The organism is Nocardia veterana NBRC 100344, assembly GCF_000308855.1.
In the GTDB taxonomy this organism is placed as follows: domain Bacteria; phylum Actinomycetota; class Actinomycetes; order Mycobacteriales; family Mycobacteriaceae; genus Nocardia; species Nocardia veterana.
This window is the reverse complement of the sequence record NZ_BAGM01000069.1, coordinates 13284-32454: the sequence shown is the minus strand read 5'-3', so window position 1 is coordinate 32454 and position 19171 is coordinate 13284. Positions and strand designations below refer to the sequence as shown.

20 protein-coding genes are annotated in these 19171 nt (G+C 67.7%); 11 read left to right on the top strand and 9 right to left on the bottom strand.

Annotation, left to right across the window (positions count from 1 at the left end; translation table 11 throughout):
- The first annotated feature begins 16 nt into the window (after positions 1–16).
- Positions 17–1498 (top strand): MFS transporter, encoded by a 1482-nt coding sequence (locus ON37_RS12025; protein ID WP_051031500.1) that lies wholly within the window; start codon positions 17–19, stop codon positions 1496–1498.
- Here the strand turns inward: ON37_RS12025 and ON37_RS12020 are convergent.
- The 3 genes from ON37_RS12020 to ON37_RS12010 all read right to left on the bottom strand — a co-directional run bounded on the left by ON37_RS12020 (position 1407) and on the right by ON37_RS12010 (position 4226).
- On the bottom strand, positions 1407–2081 hold the full coding sequence (locus ON37_RS12020; RefSeq protein WP_040719156.1) for a hypothetical protein: 675 nt from the start codon (positions 2079–2081) through the stop codon (positions 1407–1409). The two genes, ON37_RS12025 and ON37_RS12020, sit on opposite strands and share 92 nt — an antisense overlap.
- Entirely contained in the window at positions 2078–2440 is a 363-nt protein-coding gene (locus ON37_RS12015) for a hypothetical protein (protein ID WP_157171436.1), read from the bottom strand. The genes ON37_RS12020 and ON37_RS12015 overlap by 4 nt, the downstream gene beginning before the upstream one ends.
- A gap of 244 nt (positions 2441–2684) precedes the next feature.
- The gene (locus ON37_RS12010; protein WP_040719154.1) at positions 2685–4226 is read right to left on the bottom strand and encodes a DHA2 family efflux MFS transporter permease subunit; all 1542 of its coding nucleotides are present in this window, start codon (positions 4224–4226) and stop codon (positions 2685–2687) included.
- 181 nt (positions 4227–4407) lie between these two features.
- Here ON37_RS12010 and ON37_RS12005 point away from each other — a divergent pair, with 181 nt between their 5' ends.
- The 5 genes from ON37_RS12005 to ON37_RS11985 all read left to right on the top strand — a co-directional run bounded on the left by ON37_RS12005 (position 4408) and on the right by ON37_RS11985 (position 8444).
- Positions 4408–4647 carry an NfeD C-terminal domain-containing protein gene (locus ON37_RS12005; RefSeq protein WP_040719153.1) on the top strand — a complete coding sequence of 80 codons (240 nt, stop codon included), beginning with the start codon at positions 4408–4410 and terminating at the stop codon, positions 4645–4647.
- A gap of 14 nt (positions 4648–4661) precedes the next feature.
- Complete coding sequence (locus ON37_RS12000; protein ID WP_040719152.1) at positions 4662–5768, top strand: SPFH domain-containing protein; 1107 nt, start codon at positions 4662–4664, stop codon at positions 5766–5768.
- A gap of 33 nt (positions 5769–5801) precedes the next feature.
- The gene (locus ON37_RS11995) at positions 5802–6185 is read left to right on the top strand and encodes a cold-shock protein (protein WP_040719151.1); all 384 of its coding nucleotides are present in this window, start codon (positions 5802–5804) and stop codon (positions 6183–6185) included.
- Positions 6186–6312: 127 nt separating this feature from the next.
- A complete protein-coding gene (locus ON37_RS11990) occupies positions 6313–7407 on the top strand; it encodes an ATP-dependent DNA ligase (protein WP_217999929.1) in 1095 nt (364 codons plus the stop codon).
- A complete protein-coding gene (locus ON37_RS11985; RefSeq protein ID WP_040719150.1) occupies positions 7404–8444 on the top strand; it encodes a DNA polymerase domain-containing protein in 1041 nt (346 codons plus the stop codon). The genes ON37_RS11990 and ON37_RS11985 overlap by 4 nt, the downstream gene beginning before the upstream one ends.
- 33 nt (positions 8445–8477) lie before the next feature.
- Here ON37_RS11985 and ON37_RS11980 read toward each other — a convergent pair whose 3' ends face one another.
- The 3 genes from ON37_RS11980 to ON37_RS11970 form a co-directional block, all read right to left on the bottom strand.
- Positions 8478–9134: a TetR/AcrR family transcriptional regulator gene (locus ON37_RS11980; RefSeq protein WP_040719149.1), complete on the bottom strand. Its 657-nt coding sequence runs from the start codon at positions 9132–9134 to the stop codon at positions 8478–8480.
- On the bottom strand, positions 9118–10263 hold the full coding sequence (locus tag ON37_RS11975) for an acyl-CoA dehydrogenase family protein (RefSeq protein WP_040719148.1): 1146 nt from the start codon (positions 10261–10263) through the stop codon (positions 9118–9120). Before ON37_RS11975 ends, ON37_RS11980 begins: the two co-directional genes overlap by 17 nt.
- 93 nt (positions 10264–10356) lie before the next feature.
- Entirely contained in the window at positions 10357–11073 is a 717-nt protein-coding gene (locus ON37_RS11970; RefSeq protein ID WP_040719147.1) for a TetR/AcrR family transcriptional regulator, read from the bottom strand.
- Between the two features lie 210 nt (positions 11074–11283).
- Between ON37_RS11970 and ON37_RS11965 the strand changes: the two genes are divergently transcribed.
- Entirely contained in the window at positions 11284–12141 is an 858-nt protein-coding gene (locus ON37_RS11965) for an alpha/beta fold hydrolase (RefSeq protein WP_051031499.1), read from the top strand.
- Positions 12142–12225: 84 nt separating this feature from the next.
- The gene (locus ON37_RS11960; protein ID WP_051031498.1) at positions 12226–13710 is read left to right on the top strand and encodes an SDR family NAD(P)-dependent oxidoreductase; all 1485 of its coding nucleotides are present in this window, start codon (positions 12226–12228) and stop codon (positions 13708–13710) included.
- Positions 13711–13978: 268 nt separating this feature from the next.
- Here ON37_RS11960 and ON37_RS11955 read toward each other — a convergent pair whose 3' ends face one another.
- Positions 13979–14677 (bottom strand): MerR family transcriptional regulator, encoded by a 699-nt coding sequence (locus ON37_RS11955; protein ID WP_040719146.1) that lies wholly within the window; start codon positions 14675–14677, stop codon positions 13979–13981.
- A gap of 112 nt (positions 14678–14789) precedes the next feature.
- Between ON37_RS11955 and ON37_RS11950 the strand changes: the two genes are divergently transcribed.
- Positions 14790–16007 carry an erythromycin esterase family protein gene (locus ON37_RS11950; RefSeq protein WP_040719145.1) on the top strand — a complete coding sequence of 406 codons (1218 nt, stop codon included), beginning with the start codon at positions 14790–14792 and terminating at the stop codon, positions 16005–16007.
- A gap of 296 nt (positions 16008–16303) precedes the next feature.
- Complete coding sequence (locus ON37_RS11945) at positions 16304–16684, top strand: DUF2784 domain-containing protein (RefSeq protein ID WP_210741188.1); 381 nt, start codon at positions 16304–16306, stop codon at positions 16682–16684.
- Positions 16685–16714: 30 nt separating this feature from the next.
- Here the strand turns inward: ON37_RS11945 and ON37_RS11940 are convergent, their stop codons facing one another.
- On the bottom strand, positions 16715–17287 hold the full coding sequence (locus tag ON37_RS11940) for a TetR/AcrR family transcriptional regulator (protein WP_040719143.1): 573 nt from the start codon (positions 17285–17287) through the stop codon (positions 16715–16717).
- Between the two features lie 101 nt (positions 17288–17388).
- On the opposite strand from ON37_RS11940, the gene ON37_RS11935 reads away from it, so the two are divergent.
- Entirely contained in the window at positions 17389–18630 is a 1242-nt protein-coding gene (locus ON37_RS11935) for an FAD-dependent monooxygenase (protein WP_040719142.1), read from the top strand.
- Positions 18631–18638: 8 nt separating this feature from the next.
- Here ON37_RS11935 and ON37_RS30940 read toward each other — a convergent pair whose 3' ends face one another.
- Entirely contained in the window at positions 18639–19058 is a 420-nt protein-coding gene (locus ON37_RS30940) for a hypothetical protein (protein WP_083892924.1), read from the bottom strand.
- Positions 19059–19171: the final 113 nt, after the last annotated feature.

Below are 19171 nucleotides of genomic sequence, written 5' to 3'. Positions count from 1 at the left end.
GTCGTACGCTGCGCGAGTGGAATCGAACACTGTACGAGAAGCGGGCGACGCGCCCGCGCGCGATCCCCGGCGCTGGTGGATCCTGGGCGTGCTCTGCCTGTCCCTGCTGGTGCTGATGATCGACGGCACCGTACTCAACCTGGCCATTCCGTCCCTGATTCGGGAACTGGGCGCGAGCCCATCCGATATTCAGTGGATCCTCGACGCCTACGTCCTGGTCTTCGCCGGGCTGCTGCTGACCGCGGGCAGCCTGTCCGACCGCTTCGGCCGCCGCCGCATGCTCATCACCGGCCTGGCCGTCTTCGGCGCCGCCTCGCTGCTGGCCGTCCTGGCCACCGAACCCTGGCAGGTCGTCGCCGCCCGCGCCGCCATGGGTGTCGGCGGATCACTGCTGATGCCCTCCACCCTGTCGATCCTGATGACCACCTTCGACGAGGACGAACGGCGCAAGGCGATGGCCGGCTGGTCGACGGTGTCGATGGTCGGCATCGTGCTCGGCCCGACCCTGGGCGGCTTTCTGCTGCAACACTTCTGGTGGGGATCGGTCTTCCTGGTCAACATTCCGGTCGCGATCGTCGCGATCGTCGCCGCGGTCGTGTTGATGCCCGAAACCTACGGACAGCAGCGACCGGTCGATCTCGTCGGGGTGGCGCTGTCGATCGTGGCGCTGACCGCGACGGTGTACGTGATCATCGAACGCGAATGGAATATCCCGGTCATCGTGCTGGCGGTGCTGGCCGCAGCCGGATTCACCTACTGGGAGTATCGCTCGGCGCATCCCATGCTGCCGCTGGCGGTCTTCCGCAACCGGGATTTCACCGGCACCTGCCTGACCCTGCTGCTGATGGTCTTCGGCATGGGCGCGGTGATGCTGATGCTCACCCAGTACCTGCAGTTCGTCCTCGGCTACGGCCCGATGAAGGCCGGGCTCGCGCTGCTGCCGTATGCGGTGGCCGCCGCGGTCTGCAACGGCCTGGGCGCCACTCTCGGCAAGACACTGAGCAACAAGACACTCATCGTGGCCGGCCTGGTGGTGATGGGTGGGGCGTTCGTGATCCTCGCCAACGCCGACAGCTACGCCTGGGTGCTGGCGTCGATGCTGGTGATGGGTATCGGCGGTGGTCTGGCCGGCCCGGCCGCCTACGCCGCGATCATGAGCGCCATCCCGCTCGAACACGCCGGCGTCGGTTCGGCGATGAACGACACCATTCAGCAGGTGGGGATGGCGGTCAGCATCGCGGTCCTCGGCAGCGTGCTGGCCGGGGTGTTCACCTCGCATATGCCTGCCGACGCCCCGGCGGCGGCCCGCGACAACATCGGCAACGCGTTCGCGCTCGGCTTCGGTGAACCCGCCGAGTCGGCGTTCACGACCGCCATGTCGTACGGGTCGTGGATCAGCGCCGGATTCAGCCTCGCCGCAGCGGTTCTGGGCCTGATCCTGTTGCGGCACCGCACACCGCAATCGGCTCCGCGGCCCGAACCGGCATCGGCGAGCTGACCGGACACAACGCGATACCGGTCTCGGCGATCGGCCCCGCGCCGGACGCCGAGACCGGGCGCCCACCTCGCGGCCCCGGCACCCGCCGGGAGAACCGTTCCACCAATCGCAGCGCACCCAGCTGCACGCAACCGGCCAGGACGCTCTCGGCCAACGCCATATCGTCCTCCCGCAAACCGTAGATCGAGACGAGCACACCGCGACGGGGCCCACCCGGCCGCGCCCCGCGGCCCAGGTCCCAATCCTGAACCAGCGCCGGACAACCCGAATGCAGGACCACCGCGGCAGCCAGCGCGGCGGCCAGGTCCCGGGCCGGTGGACGGCGCCCGGCCGCCGCGGCGCCGATCAACCCCGCGGGCAGCTCTTCGGCACCGCCGAGAAACCCCGGTTCCACCGCCCGCCAGCGTTGCAACGGCGGAAACCGATCCCAGTCCGGCCGCCCCGACCACCGCCGGCAGGCCCGCTCGACCAGCACCGCACTCGCTCGCCGACAACACGATTCGTCCTCGACCACGGCCAGCACCTGCACCAGCCGGCACCGCAGCACGTCCGGACGCCCGTGTTCGATCCCCGCGACACTCACGGCGCACCACCACCGTCGAGGCCCGCACGCAGCGCGGCCCGGGAGCGCAACCGCTGCGGCATCGGTGTCCGGGACCGCCGCCACGCGGTGACGAACAGGGTGAATCCGCTTGTCACCGCGGCGATAACGGCGAGCACGGCCAGTACCAGCGGCACCGTCGCGGCGGCATCGGCGCGGCCGCCGCCGCTGGCTCGAATCAGCAGTGCGGCCAGCAGCGGCCCGGTCAACGCCAGGCCGGCGCCGAGGAGCAGCAAGCCTCCGGTGGTCAACGCTTCGGGAGTCAACGACGGACCAGCAGCTGCGGCGACCTCCCGCGCCGAACCGGATCGCGATCCCAGCAAACTCCTACGCAACGGCATGTCCGCCCCTTTCGGTCACCTGCTCATCACTGCATTTGAACTGGGAATTCAAAAGTACAACTCGAATCGCAGGGCCCTCCACGAAAGTGATCCAACCGTCACCCGAACGTGTTCAGCAATTCGATAGCGACCGACCCGGTTCGGGGTCCTGACACAGGAATGCCGCCCGGACGGTCGCGAAAACCATCCGGACGGCATTCGATATCCGAAAGCAATCCCCGCCGTCGGGTCGGCGGGCGCCGGCTCAGTGCCCCATGAGGACCGGGGCCTCGGTTCCTTCCTGTGGCAGTTTCGGTTTCGACCGGGGCAGGAACGCCGCCGGAATCAGCGTCACCAGGATCAACGCCACCGCCACGATGTAGGTGTGCGCATACGCTGTGGCGGCCTGTTCGAATCCGGTGTCCAGCGCACCGGGCGGCAATTTCTGCGCGATGGTCGGGTCGAACTGCGAGCCGATCGCCGCCTGCGCCAGCGGCCGGTTCTCGAGCAGATTGGTCAGCACCACCGACATGGTCGCGGTGCCGATCGAACCGGCCGCCTGGTTGACGATGTTCATCAAGGTCGATCCGCGCGCCACCTGCGCGTGGGTCAGCGTCTGGATCGCCGCGGTCATCGTGGGCATCATCGTGCAGCCCATGCCCAGCCCCATGACGAACAGCGCCCCGCACATCAACGGCAGCGAGGTGTCGGCCGAGAGCTGGGTGAAGAACAGCAGGCTGACCCCGATGACGGCCAGACCGGTCATGACGACCTTGCCGGGGCCGATCTTGTCGACCAGCTTGCCGCCGATCGGCATGGTGATCATCGCGCCGAAACCCTGTGGCGCGATGAGCAAACCCGTCATCAACGTCGATTTGCCCTGCACCTGTTGCAGATAGCTGGGTAGCAGCAGACCCGACCCGAAGAACGCGATGGCGAAGAACACCGCCGTCAGCACCGCGAAGGTGAGCTGCCGGTTGCGGAACAGATGCAGATCGATGAGCGGATGTTCGGTGCGCAACGCGTGCACGACGAAACCCGCCATCAGCACCAGCCCGATCGCCGCCGGAACCAGCACCCGGGCCGAGGCCACGGTGTGCTGTTCGGGAATCGAGGACACCCCGAACAGGAACAGCGCCAGGCCCGGCGAGGCCAGCAGCATGCCGAGGAAGTCGAACGATTCCGACGGTTCGGGCTTGTCCGAGGGCAGGATGACCACCGCCAGGATCAGTGCGATCACCCCGACCGGCAGGTTGATCAAAAAGATCCAGTGCCAGCTGAAGCTGCCGATCAGCCAGCCGCCCAGAATCGGTCCCAGAATCGGCCCGAGCAGCATCGGCACACCGAGCACGGCCATCACCCGGCCGATCCGCTGGGGGCCGGCAGCGTGGGTCATGATCGTCATACCCAACGGCATCAGCATGCCGCCGCCGAGACCCTGAACCACGCGGAAGGCGATGAGGGACTCGATGTTCCACGCGGTGGAGCAGAGCACCGAGCCGAGGATGAAGAACGTCAGCGCCATGATGTACAGGCGTTTGGTGCCGAAGCGGTCGGCCGCCCAGCCGGTCAGCGGGATCACGCTGGCCAGCGCGAGCGTGTAGCCGGTCATCGTCCAGGCCGCGATCGCGTAGCTGGTGTCGAACTCGTGCTGGAAGGTCGGCAGCGCGACGGTTACGACGGTCACGTCCAGGATCGACATGATCGCGCCGAGCACGACCACACCGGCCACCTTGAACACCGCGGCATCGAGTTTGTCGGATGCGGGATCCGACGTCGCCGCAGGAATATCCGGAGGAGAGGTCACCGCTTCAGCCTGCCAGGTGACCGATCGCTTGACCAGACCCCGTTCCCAGGGGAGGCCATATCGAAACCTCCGACTTTTCGTGCCCGATTCGTCCCTTCCCGTCGTTACCTTCACCGCCGCCGCCCGCCCACTACATTGGTTGCCACCGTTGTTTCGATTGCCCGGCAAGGAGTTCCCCGCGATGGACGACCCGGTACTCGGTTCGACCGGTAGGCTCACATCGCCGATCCGGGGCGCAGGCATGCTCGGGGAGGTCCTGGTCGCGATCAGAGGGGGCACGGAACTGTACATCGCGCGATCCACCGAACCCTTGGCCGCCGGCACCACCGTGCTCGTGGTGCAGGTGAACCCCGGCCGGATCGTCGATGTCGTCGCGTGGATTCCGCTCGACCTCGGACCGGGTGGGGACATTACGAAATAACAAGGGAGACACCAGTGCTGGGCTATCACGTGCCCGATCCCGACGAGGCCATGCTGATCAGCGGCGGCCGCGCCAAGGACAACGCCCCCTTCCGCGTCATCACCGGCCACGGCGCCTGGGTGATGCCGTTCTTCCGCAAGGTCAGCTACCTGTCGCTGGCGATGTTCGAATCCGAAATCCAGGAACGATGCGTCACCCGCCAGGCCATCCAGCTCGACGTGCGCGCCGTCATCGCGTTCAAGGTCGCCAACGACACCCAATCCGTGGTCAACGCCGCCCAGCGATTCCTGTCCGAACAGGAACGTGAGATGTCGGTGCTCACCGGCCGCATCTTCTCCGGTCACCTGCGCTCGATCGTCGGCTCCATGACCGTCGAGGAGATCATCCGAGAACGCCAGAAACTCGCCGACGAGGTCCTCGTCGCCTCCAAGGTGGAGATGAGCAACATCGGACTGTGGGTGGATTCGTTCCAGATCCAATCCATCGACGACGGCGGCCTCGGCTACATCGCCGCCCTCGCCGCCCCGCACAACGCCGCCGTCCAGCGCGACGCCCAGATCGCCCAGGCCGCCGCCGCCCAAGCCGCCGCCGAAGCCGAACAGGAATCGCTGCGCAAACAAGCCGAATACCAACGCCAGACCGCGATCCTGCAGGCCGAATACCAGCGCGACATCGACAAGGCCAAGGCCGAGGCGAGCCAGGCCGGCCCCCTCGCCGAAGCCATCGCCCTGCAGGAAGTGCTCACCGCCCAGGCCGAACGCGCCCGCAAGGAAGCCCAACTGCGCGAACAGCAATTGCAGGCCGAGGTCGTCAAACCCGCCGAAGCCGAAGCCGAACGGGTCCGGGTACTCGCCCAGGCCGAGGCCGACCGCACCCGCATCCAGGCCGAGGCCGCCGCCTCCAACAACCGAATCGCCTTGGACCAGTTGCTGATCGAACAACTGCCCGAAATCGTGAAACAAGCCGCCCAGGGCCTGTCCAACGCCAATCTCACCGTGCTCAACGGCCCCGACGGCGTCGGCGAACTGGTCAACGGAATGGTCGGACAGGGCCTGACGGTGTTCAACTCACTGCAAAAGGCGCTTTCCTCCGACAACAGCAACGACGCACCGATAGAGTGACCGGACACGGACGGCAATGAGGAGCAGGTGTAGGTGTCGATCGGGAAATTGGTGTCCTTCGACAGTTCTCGGGGATTCGGATTCATCCGTCCCGAAGACGGCGGTCCCGACGTATTCGTTCACGTGAACGACATCGGTTTGGACGAGGACGAACTGCGACAGGGGCGGGTCTTCGAATTCGAGGTCACCGAGGGCGACCGCGGGCCCAAGGCGATCAATCTGACCGCCGTCGGCGGGGCCCCCGCCCCGCCGCGCCACCGCGGCCGCGGCGCCGGACAACTCACCGCCGCCGAACACAAGCGATTGATCACCGAATTGCTGCTCGAGGCCAGCCCCGCGCTCACCGCCGGGGAAATCGTCACCATCCGCGACCGCCTCGCCGAATTCGCCGACCAGCACGGGTGGCTGGACAACTGAGCCGGCCACGGCCCACCTCCCCTCGGATCCGCCGCCGGCGGCCTACGATCATGACGACGGTGCCCGGGCGATGAATTTCGCCCGGCCACACCGTCGGCATGGGTGAGACCGACCCGAGGAGGATCGCGTGGACCTGCCCGTCATGCCGCCGGTGAAGCCGATGCTGGCCAAATCGGCCGCCGCCCTGCCCCGCGAGGACACCCTCCTCTACGAGCCGAAATGGGACGGCTTCCGGTGCATCGTCTTCCGCGACGGCACCGACATCGAACTGGGCTCCCGCAACGACCGCCCCCTCACCCGCTACTTCCCCGAAGTCGTGCGACTCCTCGACGCGGCACTGCCCCCGCGCTGCGTGCTCGACGGAGAAATCGTCGTCGTCACCGACCACGGACTCGACTTCGACGTCCTGCAGAACCGCCTGCACCCCGCCGCCTCCCGAGTGAAGAAACTCAGCGTCGAAACCCCCGCGAGTTTCGTCGCCTTCGACCTGCTGGCCCTCGGCGACGACGACCTGACCGGCACCCCGTTCCACGAACGCCGCCGACTGCTCGAAGCGCTCCTCGCGACCCCGCACGAAGGCATCCACCTCACCCCCATCACCTCCGACCCCGACACCGCCCAGGACTGGTTCACCCGATTCGAGGGCGCCGGCTTCGACGGCGTCATGGTGAAATCCCGGGACCTGCCCTATATGCAGGACAAACGCGTCATGGTCAAGGTCAAACACGAACGCACCGCCGACTGCGTGGTCGCCGGCTTCCGCTGGCACAAGGACGGCCAGGGCGTCGGATCGCTACTGCTCGGCCTCTACGACGAGGACGGCCACCTCCACCACGTCGGCGTCGCCAGCAGCTTCACTGCCGCCCGCCGCAAACAACTCGTCGACGAACTCGCACCGCTGCGCGAAGGCGCCCTCGACAACCATCCCTGGCGCAACTGGGCCGACGCGGCCGCACAGGCCGAAGCCGAAGGCAAGATGCCCGGCGGCATCAGCCGCTGGACCGGCGGCAAAGACCTGTCCTGGGAACCACTGCGGCCCGAACTGGTCGCCGAAGTCCGCTACGAACACCTCATGGCCGGACGATTACGCCACGGCGGACGACTTGTCCGCTTCCGCGACGACCGGACCCCGCAATCGTGCACCTATGCCCAACTCGAAGAGGTCGCCCCCGCCGAACTCGCCGACATCTTCACCGCCGCGAAAGCGCAGGCCCAGCCGTGAGCGACGCCATCGACATCGACACCGACGGCGTGACCGTCCGCATCAGCAACCCCGACAAGATCTACTTCGGCAAACGCGGCGAAACCAAACTCGACCTCGTGCGCTACTACCAGGCCGTCGCCGAACCCCTGCTGCGCACCATCGGCAACCGGCCCGTGCTGCTCGAACGCTATCCCGACGGCGCCGGCGGCAAATCCTGGTTCCAGAAACGCGTCCCGAAATCGGTCCCCGACTGGCTGCAGACCGTGCAGGTCTCCACCCCCAACGGGACCGCCAGCGACGCGCTCGTCGCCGCGAACCTCGCCCACATCCTATGGGCGGTCAACCTCGGCTGCCTCGGCTTCCACGTCTGGCCCAATCACGTTCCGGCCGGCGGTGTCCCGGCCCGCATCGAAGGCGAGATCGGCGACCTCGACATCAGCGACGAACTGCGCATCGACCTCGACCCCTCCCCCGGTATCGGCTTCGACGATCTGCGCCACGTCGCCGTCCTCACCCGCGACCTGCTCGCCGAACTCGGCATCGACGCCCGCGTGAAAACCTCCGGCTCCCGCGGCCTGCACATCTACGCCCTCCTCGAACCCCTGTGGGACGGCTATCAGGTTCGGGCCGCCGCCGTCGCCCTCGCCCGCGAACTCGAACGCCGCCACCCCGACCTGATCACCGCCAACTGGTGGAAAGAAGAACGCGGACAACGCGTTTTCATCGACTACAACCAGAACGCACCACACAAAACCGTCTTCGGCGCCTGGTGCGTGCGACCCAAGGTCGGCGCGCAGGTCTCCACCCCCATCGCCTGGGACGCACTGGAGTCCGTCGTCCCCGACGACCTCACCATCGCCACCGTTCCCGCACGCCTCGCCGAATCCGGCGACCCGTGGGCCGACCGCACCCCCCAATCGATCCAACCGCTGCTCGAAATGTCGCGCCGCGACTTCGATTCCGGACTCCTCGACGCGCCCTGGCCGCCGAACTACCCGAAAATGCCCAACGAGCCCCCACGCGTCCAGCCCAGCCGAGCCCGCACGCCCGGCTGAGAACCCCGCGCGATCCCGCCGCGAACCGGACGTTCAGCGGCCCTGTTCGATGCGCGGAAACGTGGTCTCGACCAATGCCATCAGTACATCCGCCAGCAGATGATGCACCTGCTCACGGTTCAGGCTGCGGCGGGTGATCCATTCCCGCCCGGCTGTTTTCACCAACCCACTGTAAGCACGCACCAGCGCTCGCAACTCGTCGTCGCGCGCCGAACCCGCCAGGCCGACCATCTGCAACAAGCGGTCGGCCGCCGCATCGTCGGCCTCGTCCAGAATGCGCTGCACCTCCGGATCGTCACCGATACCCTCGTGCCCGGTCACCTTCACCCAGGTACTACCCAACCCACTGATGGTGTCCAGCAACCAGGACACACTCGCATCCACCCGCTCGCGCGGCGTACCCGTCGGCATCACCATGTGATCCGGCCGCGGCAACGTCACCATCCGCCGCACCACCGCCAGATACAGATCCCGCTTGTTGCCGAAGTAGTGGTTGATCAACCCGCGCGCGACCCCGGCGCGCTGCGCCAACTCCGCGGTCGACACCGCCGCATAGGGACGCTCGCCGAACATCTCGATAGCGCAGGCCAGAATCTGGGCGCGCCGTTCGTCCGGCTCCAACCGGCGCCGGCGCGCCGAATCGGCATCGGCCGGCGCCGGCTGGGTCGTGGTATCAGAGTGAGCGGGCAATGAGATCCTTCATCACCTCGTTGGAACCGGCGAGGATACGCAGCACGCGCGCACCGGTGTACAGCTGGGAAATCGGGTACTCCGTCATGTATCCATAACCACCGAACAGTTGCAGACAGCGGTCCACCACAATACCCAACTGGTCGGTAAGCCAGTACTTCGACATGGCAGCGGTGGGAATATCCAGCTCACCCCGCAGATGCTTACCGATCGCGTCGTCGAGGAAGGTCCGGCTCACCCGCGCGATCGTCGCACACTCGGCCAATTCGAACTTCGTGTTCTGCATCGCGAACAGCGGCTTACCGAAAGCCTCACGACCCTTGGTGTATTCGACGGTCAACTCCACCGCCCGCTCCATCATCGACACCGCCATGATCGCGGTCACCAGCCGCTCCTGCGCGAGCAGCTGCATCATCTGATAGAAGCCCTGCCCCTCCACTTCACCCAGCAGATTCGACGCCGGCACCCGCAGACCGTCGAAGAACAGCTCCGCGGTGTCCTGCGCCTTCCCGCCGATCTTGTTCAGGATCCGGCCACGCCGGAACCCCGGCGTCTCGTCGCTCACCTCGGCGAAGATCAGCGACACCCCCGCCGCGCCCTTCGTCGGATCGGTCTTGGCCGCGATGACGATGCCGTCACACAACCAGCCGTTGGAAATGAAGATCTTCGAACCGGTGATCACATACTCGTCACCCTCACGCACCGCGCGGGTCTTGATGTTCTGCAGGTCCGAGCCCGTCCCCGGCTCGGTCATCCCGATCGACAGCACCATCTCGCCACTGGCCGCCTTCGGCAGCACCCGTCGCTTGAGGTCCTCGGTCCCGAAATGATGGATGTAGGGCGCGATGATCGACGAGTGCACCGGCATACCCAGGGAGCCGTCGCCCGCATAGGACTGCGCTTCGATCACCGCCGCCTCGTGCGCGAAAGTGCCGCCGCCACCGCCGTATTCGGCCGGAATCGCCGCACACAACAGACCCAGCTCACCGGCCCGGTTGTACAGCTCACGGTCCGGATGCCCCTGCGCGACGAACTTCTCCTCGTGCGGCAGGACTTCCTTCTCGAAGAAGGTCTTCGCCAGATCCCGGACGGCCTCGACCTCATCGTCGCTCCACGCGGCGCGCGCCATCGTTACTTCCTTCGTCTCGTACCCGGAACCGGACCGCACCGGTCCCGCGCACCCAGCCTGGCGCACTATTGGCGTGCTGTCAACAACGTCGGTTCACCGCGCGTCCTCCGCTCGGCCGACCGCTGCGAGCGTGCTGAAAATCGGCAGCTCGGGATCGGCCACGATACCCTGACCGCGCAGAAAACCATCCAGCAGAGACCACACCAGATCCGTTGTGCGCTCGACGAATTCATCCATCCGCCGCGGCGGCTCCGAACCCGCCAACCACAACTCCGACGTCGCCACCACGACCCCGACCACCGCACGCGACAGATAGTCCAGCCCATCGGTCTCGATCGGCACCGCCGCCGCGACCGCCCGCGCCACCCTGGCGAACCGCCGAGCCGCATCGCGCCCCAGATCGAACTGCAGCACCGCACCGACCGCCGCATCACCCGACCGGCTCGACCGCGCCGTCTGCACCACCGGCGCCCGCATCAGGAACCGGAAAACGTTGGGGTGCTCCAGAATTCCCTCGGCGTACGTGGTGAACACGCGCCGCAGCGCCGGCTTCGGCGGCTGCAACAACAGCGTCATATCCGCACCGGCCGAGGCGAATGCGGTCCGCGCCATCCGATCCGCGATCTCGGTGTACAACTCAGCCTTGTCCGCGAACTGCCGGTACAACCGCGGCTTCGTCATCCCCGCCGCCCGGGCGATGGCGTCCATACTCGGCTGCGGACCGTCCCGGTCGATCACCCGGATCGCCGCATCGACGATCTCCTCCCGCGTGACCCGAGGCGCAGAGCGCCTGCCGACACGAGACACCATGGGCGACTCCCCAGTCGAACGAACGATCACCCGAACACTACACGTACCGCCGGTACGAAATCACCAGCCGAACCGCAGGAGACGAAAACGGGTTAGCTACAGCACAATTGCCTCAGACGCCGACCCACCGGACAGCGCGCCACGTACTGTCGGTACCGTTACCGTACCGGCAGTACGAGCGGCCTCCACCCGCGCTCACGGAGTAGACCGATGACCAACCACCGCACGCCCGCCCGCCCCCGCACCGTCCGCACCCCCGGCGGCGATCTGGCCGTCTACGAGTACGGCCGACCCGACGCCGAGACCATCGTGCTCATTCCCGGCATCACCGACACCCACCGCATCTGGAATCGCGTCGCCGCAGGCCTCGCCGACGGCTTCCACGTGGTCACCTTCGATGTGCGCGGCCACGGCCGCTCCAGCGCACCCACCCGGCCGCACCACTATCGCCTACCCCATCTCGCCGACGACCTCTTCGCCGTCCTCGACGCGGTCAGCCCCGACCGGCCCGTCCACCTCGCCGGACACGGCTGGGGCGCCATCCAACTGTGGTACGCACTCGGCGACCCCCGCGCGAACATCCGGATCGCCTCGGCCACCGCCCTGTCCGCCCCGCACCTCGACCACCTCGCCTTGGCCGTACGCGATCTGCGCTGCCCCCGCAGTCCGTGGTGGCGACTGCCGCGGCTGAGCTGGCTCGTCGTCGGCCGGCGACTACTGCACTGGCCCCGGTTGCGCGCCCGCGTCGTACCGCAGGCCCCGACCTGGCCCACCGACCTCCTCGCCGGCGCCCGCATCGTCGCCGCCAACCTCGCCCACCATCTGCGCCATCCCCGCACCCAGCCCACCGCCGTACCCGTACAGCTCATCCTCGACCGCGCCGACACCGCCGCCCTGCCCACCCTGCGCCACCACATCCGCCGCGACGTCGACCGGCTGTGGCTGCGGGAACTGCCCGCCGATCCGTGGCTGCCGCTCACCGAACCGCTCCTCGTCGTCGAAGCGATCGCCAACTTCATCGACGACCAGCACACCGACCATCGGCCCATCCACTACTCGCCCCGATAGGAGCACCCCGAAGCCGCCGTGGTGCACGATGCGACAATAGGCGCCGGTAATCACCGAGCACACGAAGGACCCTCCGGCAGCACGATGGCTGAGCACACCGCAACGAACGCGCCCACCACCCCCTCGCCGGACACCGCGATCGATCCCGACGAACTCGCCATCTGCCTGCGGGTGCTCGACCGGGCCGCCATGCTCGACGACGACCACCCCGACTCCATCGCCGTGCAGCGAGCCGTCGGGCACATGTTCAAGAAACTGAAGAAGCGCCGCCGCAACGCCGCCCGCGAGGCGGTCGCGGCCGCCGACCGCGCTGTCGTCGCCGCCACCGCCACCGGCTCACCGAACCGCATCGACGACGAAACCGCCGGAATCCCGTTGTCCAGCAACGCCTCCGGCGAGGCCGCCGGCACCCTGCTCCGCGCGCGGCCCTGCTACATCTGCAAACAGCGCTACACCCGCGTCGACCACTTCTACCACCAACTCTGCCCCGACTGCGCCGCCCGCAACCACGCCAAACGCGACGCCCGCACCGATCTGACCGGCCGCCGCGCCCTGCTCACCGGCGGCCGCGCCAAGATCGGCATGTACATCGCACTGCGACTGCTCCGCGACGGCGCCCACACCACGATCACCACCCGCTTCCCCAACGACGCCATCCGTCGCTTCACCGCGCAGCCCGACAGCTCCGACTGGCTGCACCGGCTCCGCATCGTGGGAATCGACCTCCGCGATCCCGCACAGGTCGTCGCCCTGGCCGACGATGTCGCCGCCCAGGGCCCGCTCGACATCATCATCAACAACGCCGCCCAGACCGTGCGACGCTCGGCCGGTGCCTACTCCGCGCTCGTCGAAGCCGAATCCGCGCCGCTGCCCGCCGGCGAACTACCCGACACCATCAGCTTCGGCACCACCACCCAGGCCCATCCGAATGCGCTGACCGCCGCTCTCGACTCCGCGCCCGCGGTCACCACCTTGTCCGCCGCCGAGGTCACCGACCTCGCCCTGGTCGCCGGATCGGCCACGCCCGAACGCATTTCCGGTGGCGTGGCGATCGATGCGGGCGGCCTCGTGCCGGATCTCGCCCACACCAACAGCTGGGTTCAGACCGTCGCCGAGGTCGACGCCACGGAACTGCTCGAGGTGCAGCTCTGCAATTCGACCGCGCCGTTCCTGCTGATCTCGCGGCTGCGCCCCGCCCTCGCCGCCTCGCCGGCCCGGCGCAAATACGTTGTGAACGTCTCCGCCATGGAAGGCGTGTTCAGCCGCGGCTACAAGGGCCCCGGCCACCCGCACACCAATATGGCCAAGGCGGCGCTGAACATGCTCACCCGTACCAGCGCTCGCGAGATGTTCGAATCCGACCGCATTCTGATGACCGCCGTCGACACCGGCTGGATCACCGACGAACGCCCGCACTACACCAAGGTCCGCCTCGCCGAGGAAGGCTTCCACGCTCCCCTCGACCTCGTCGACGGCGCCGCCCGGGTCTACGACCCGATCGTCCGCGGCGAAGCCGGTGTGGACCTGTTCGGCTGCTTCCTGAAGGACTACGAACCGTCGAATTGGTGACCCCGGACCCCGGTCGGGGCTGTCTTTTGTGGTGAGTGTTCGTGTGGTGTCTTTGTCTGGCCTTGCTGAGCTCATATATTTAGATGCGCATATTTCCGTACCGGTATGTAATATCTCGCGTTTCGACGGCTGGCGCGACTGCCCGGTCTCGGAGGGGTCGACGCCTATCCACGTTCTTCGCTCCACGCCGAGCCGCCACGAGACCGGGCCCACATCGCGCCCTCCCCCGCCGACGACCGGCCGAGACGACCGGCCGACGGGAAGGCCGTTATCGTTCCGCCGACTCCCGTGAGGCGAGATAGGAATCCAGCGCGCCGGCTCCGGACAGCAGCGCGCGGCTGCGCTCCCCCAGCCGTGCCTGCCAAGCGTCGAGGAATACGCGTAGGGCGTCCGCGCCCCCTGCCCCGTGCAGGGTCTCGAGAAACCGTGCGATTCGCCGCAGCGGGTAACCGCCGCGGCGCAGCTGTCGCGCGATCTCGGCCGCGCGCACAGCCTCCGGACCGTAGCTGCGGTATCCCGCCCGGTCGCGCTCGGGACGTAGCAGACCCTCGGATTCCCAGGTGCGCAACGTCGCCGGATGCAGGCCCAGCCGGCGCGCGAGTTCCCCGACGGTCAGCGCCCGGCCGGGTATCGCGGGCGGTGCGGTGGTGGACAGGGTCTGCAACGCCGAGGCGACCTCGGCCCTGGTTCTGCGCTCGGCGACCAGTTCGGCATGCGATGTATCGATCAGCCGGTAGGCGGATTCGGCATCACCGCGATTGATCGCTCGCAGAATCTCCGCCGCTCGCTGATGGCCGTGGCCGCGGCGCAGTGCCAGGAAGGCGCGCAGCGCCTCGGCATGCAGCGCGGTGTAGCGCCGGTAGCCGGAGTCGCTGCGTTCGGCCGGCGGGAGGATGCCCGCCTCGTCGTAGTTGCGGATCGCCTGGGCGGACAGGCCGTGCTCGCGGGCGAGATCGATGGGCCGCAGACTTCACTCCTCTTTGAGGCTTTTTCGGAGTTCGAGCAGGTCATTGCTGCAGAAGCTTCACTCGAAACTTCAACGATAGCGTCGAAGGCACCGTTCTTCGAAAGGGTTTCTCATGTCCATCGGCACAGATTTGCGCGATCTCGGCAGCCCGCTTGCGGACCGCACCGACCTGGGTCGGGCGGTCGGCGAACTGCTCGCCGGACGCACCGAACCTCCGGCGCTGTTCGCTCTGGGCGAGCCGACCCATGGTGTGGCGGCGTTCCCGCGGTTACGCAACGAACTGTTCGCAGAACTCGTCGCCCGCGGCTTCCGATCGATCGCCTTGGAGATCGATCTCTTCGCGGCAGCTCTGGTCGACGAGTACATCGCCGGAGCAGCGGTCGACCTCGACGCCGTGCTCGCCACCGGATTCAGCCACGGCTTCGGGGCGATCCCGGGCAATCGCGAACTCGTGGAATGGCTCCGCGGACACAACGCCGGTCTGGCACCGCAGGACCGGGTCCGCTTTCACGGGTTCGACGCGCCGGTGGAATTCTCGGCCGCCCCCAGCCCTCGACAGGCGTTGTCCGCCGTCATCGGCTACCTGCCCCAGTCTTGGCGCCCCGACACGGCCCGCGACTTGGAGGCATTACTCGGCGACGAGGACGCTTGGACCGACCCGCAGGCCATGTACGAACCGGCTGCGTCCATCGGGGCTTCCGAGCGGGTGCGCGATCTGCGCATCGCCGCCGACGACCTGACCAGCGTGGTGCGGCGGGCGGCACCGGCCCTGCGCCCCACCGATCCGGCCGCGCACGAGCGGGCCCTGGCCCACGCGCGCACCGCCCAAGGCCTGTTGCGCTACCACGCCGCGATGGCCCGGCCCACCGGCGACCGCATCACCGAACTGTCCGCCCTGCGGTCGGAGATGATGGCCGAGAATCTGCTCGCCATCGCGGCGCAGGAGAAGGACCGCGGCCCCACCTTGGTTTTTGCACACAATGCACATTTGCGGCGAATGCCTCCGCTGACGCCCGCCGAGCTGGACGCCCCCGTCTGGGGTAACGCCGGAGCTCTGGTCGCACTGGCGCTCGGCGAGGGTTACCTGTTCGTGGCGACGGACGGCAGTCCCCGCAGCACACCCGGCACGCTTCAGGGGGAGCTGGCACGAGCCACGATGCGGCGCACGCTCTTCCCGGCGGCGGTGTTACGCGCCGCCTTGCCCACGCCGCTGCCCGCCGACGCCCCCTTCGTGCGCGGGCACATCCCCTTGGCCGAGGCGGATCTCCACGGCGCCGACGCCGTCGTCTTCCTCACCGACACGGATGGAAAGCAGCATCGCTACTGGTGATCGGCCGCGCCCAGCGGGGTCCGGCCCGACCGGGTCGCGCACCGACCGGCCGGACCGGGCACACCGGTAACAGCGCCTTCCCCTCCTGTGCTCACCGGGTCTCGGTAGTTCCCGAGACCATCGGGTCGACACGGTGCGCTTACATATTTCAATGCGCATATGTGCGTAACGGTATTGGTAACGCTCTGGTCCGTGCCCGTGGGCTGCCGACGAAGACCGGCGAGCCCACGACAATCGTTCGCGCCCTTCGGAATATCGCGCGCCGCGAGACAGATCGACCTAGTCTGGATGGCGTGATGTACCGGCTGCTGGCGGATGCCACCGCGGGTGTGCATTTCCTCTTCATCGCCTACCTGGTGGTCGGCGGATTTCTCGCGTGGCGCTGGCGGTGGACGATCTGGACCCATATCGCGGCCGTCGCTTGGGGTTTCGGTACGGTCCTGTTCGGCTTCGAATGCCCGTTGACCCACCTCGAGACGTGGGCGCGTGAGCGCGCCGGCGAGGCCGGGCTGCCCTCGACGGGCTTCATCGACTACTACATCACCGGCGTGCTGTACCCGCGCAGCGCTCTCGATCTCGTGCGCGTACTCGTCGTCGTGGTGGTGGCGGTGTCGTGGGTCGGGCTCGTGTGGATCCGGAAACAGCGGTATCGCCCCGGCGAAACGGTCGCCCAGTAGCCCGGCATCACACACTCGCCACGAACGCCACTACTTTCCCGCCATCGCGCGGACGGCGCGCATCACATCGTCACCGGTGACCGGCTCGGCGGCCGGCGCGATCAGCCACTGCAACGCCATTCCCTGGAAGAGCGCAAAATAGACCTTGGCGACCGCCCGCGCGTCGGCAGCCGACAATTCCGGATGGACCGCACGCAGCGGCTCCAACAGCGCGGTGTAGACCTCCTCGGTCGCCTCGGAGAAGTATTGCTGCGATTCCGGCGACCGGGCGACGCGCACCCCATTCTCGAAGCTCAGGATCAGCTCGTCGGGATGATTCTGGATGACGTCGAGCATGCCGTTCCAGGTGGCCGCCACCGACTCGGGCAGTGACCGCCCCTCCCCCGCATCCCGGATGGCCGCCTCCATGCCCTGGCCGATCTCGTCACCGGTCGCCTCCGCGATGGCCTCGGCGATCAAACGTTCCTTACTGCCGAAGTGATAACCGATGGCGGCGAGGCTGACCCCGGCCGCCCCCGCGATGTCCCGGGCGGTCACCTTGGCCAGTCCGCGTTCCAAAATCGCCTGCTTCGCCCCCGCCAACAGATCCTCTCGATTACCCATAGCCCCAGGCTACAACGTCTAAGACATTTGTACTAGACAAGCGTGCCAGCCATATGGCACATTTGTCTAAGACGTTCGAACCAACCGATAGGGAACGCGTCATGAACACCGCCTCCAGCCCGCTGCACGTCCTCGTCTCCGGCGGCGGCATCGCCGGCAATGCTGTTGCCCTGCAACTGCTTCGGTCCGGGATCCGGGTCACCGTCGTCGAGCGCGCGGCTGCGCCGCGCCCCGGTGGGCAGGCCGTCGACCTGCGCGGTCCCAGTCGCGAGGTCGCCGAGCGGATGGGACTGATGCCGGGCATCGCCGCATACCAGCTCGAAGAGCTCGGGATCTCCTACATCGATCCCAAGGGCCGAACCTATGCCGAGATGGCGATGGAGCATTTCGAGGGCAAGGGTCCGGTAGCCGATATCGAGATCACCCGCGGCGATCTGAATCAGGTCCTGCTCGACGCCATCGCCGAGGCCGGTGGCGAATGCACCTACCGCTACGGCGACCGGATCGAGTCCCTGGACCGGACCGACGACGGCGTCACGGTGACCTTCTCCTCCGGACGCAGCGAGCGCTTCGACCTCGTCGTCGGCGCCGACGGCGTGCACTCCGCGACGCGACGACTCGCCTTCGGTCCGGAAGAACGGTTCAGCACCTTCCTGGGCGGCTATGCCTCCTTCTTCACCATGCCCACACCGGAGGGCGTCACCCCGGGCTGGTTCGCCCTGCAGCTACTCCCCTCCGCCGCGGTCGGCATCCGCCCCGACCGCGATCCGGCCACCGCCAAGGCCGTCCTGACCCTGCTCGGGTCCCCCGATCCGGCGCTGCACCGCGACATCGACGCGCAGCGGCAACTGATCCGCGAGAAGATCGGCCACCGCCCGCAGTGGCACGCGCCCGCCGTTCTGGCCGCCATGTCGCGGGCCGACGATTTCTACTTCGACGAACTCGCGCGCATCGATATGCCGACCCTGACCGCCGGTCGGGTAACCCTGGTCGGTGACGCCGGGTACTGCGGTTCCCCGATGACCGGAATGGGGACGGCGATGGCCCTCGTCGGCGCGTATATCCTCGCCGGGGAACTGGCGGCCGATCCCGGCGACGTGCCGGCCGCGCTGCGGCGGTACGAGGAGAAGGTCACCCCGTTCGTCGACAAGGCCAAGCAGCTGCCCGGCGGTGGCATCGAGATGATGCTGTCGCCCAACGCATTCGGCACCGCGCTGCGCCGCACGGCCAACCGCGTCATGATGTCGAAGCCGATGCGCCCGGTGACGATGAAGCTGTTCTTCGGCCGGACCGACGAGTACGAACTTCCGACCTATCCGGCGGCCGCACCGACAGCCCGCTGACGGCCGGGTCAGAGTTCGGCTGTCGAGCCCGGAGCGAGCCCCTCCGCGACGCGGAACTTGCCCGCCAGATCCGACAGCAATTCGATCGACGAACCCGACAACCCGGCCGCGGTGGTCAGCAACCGCCGCAGCCCGGGGTCGTCCACCGCCGCCGACACCGCATCGTCGCCGGGCACCGGATCACGCGCACCCCCGTCGCTGAACCGGGTGAGCTCCACCCCCAGGACACGAGCGACCGTTTCGACCAGCGCCGGCGACGGGTTGTCGCGGTTGCCCGAGCGCAGCTGCGACAGATAGGTCGCCGATACCGGGTGGCCGGCCTGCGTCACCCGGAATGCCAAGGCGCGGTTGGACATCCGCATGCCGTGCACGCGCTCCCACTGCGCGAGGACTTCGTTCAATCGATCGGCGAATTTCACCGGTGCCACACCCCCGGACCTCGGCGGCCCTGCCGCACGACGGCCCACCACTACAGATTCGACAATTCGAAATTACCTTCTCCCCGGACCATCCGCTCGGCGACAGGCCGGGCGGAAGGCAT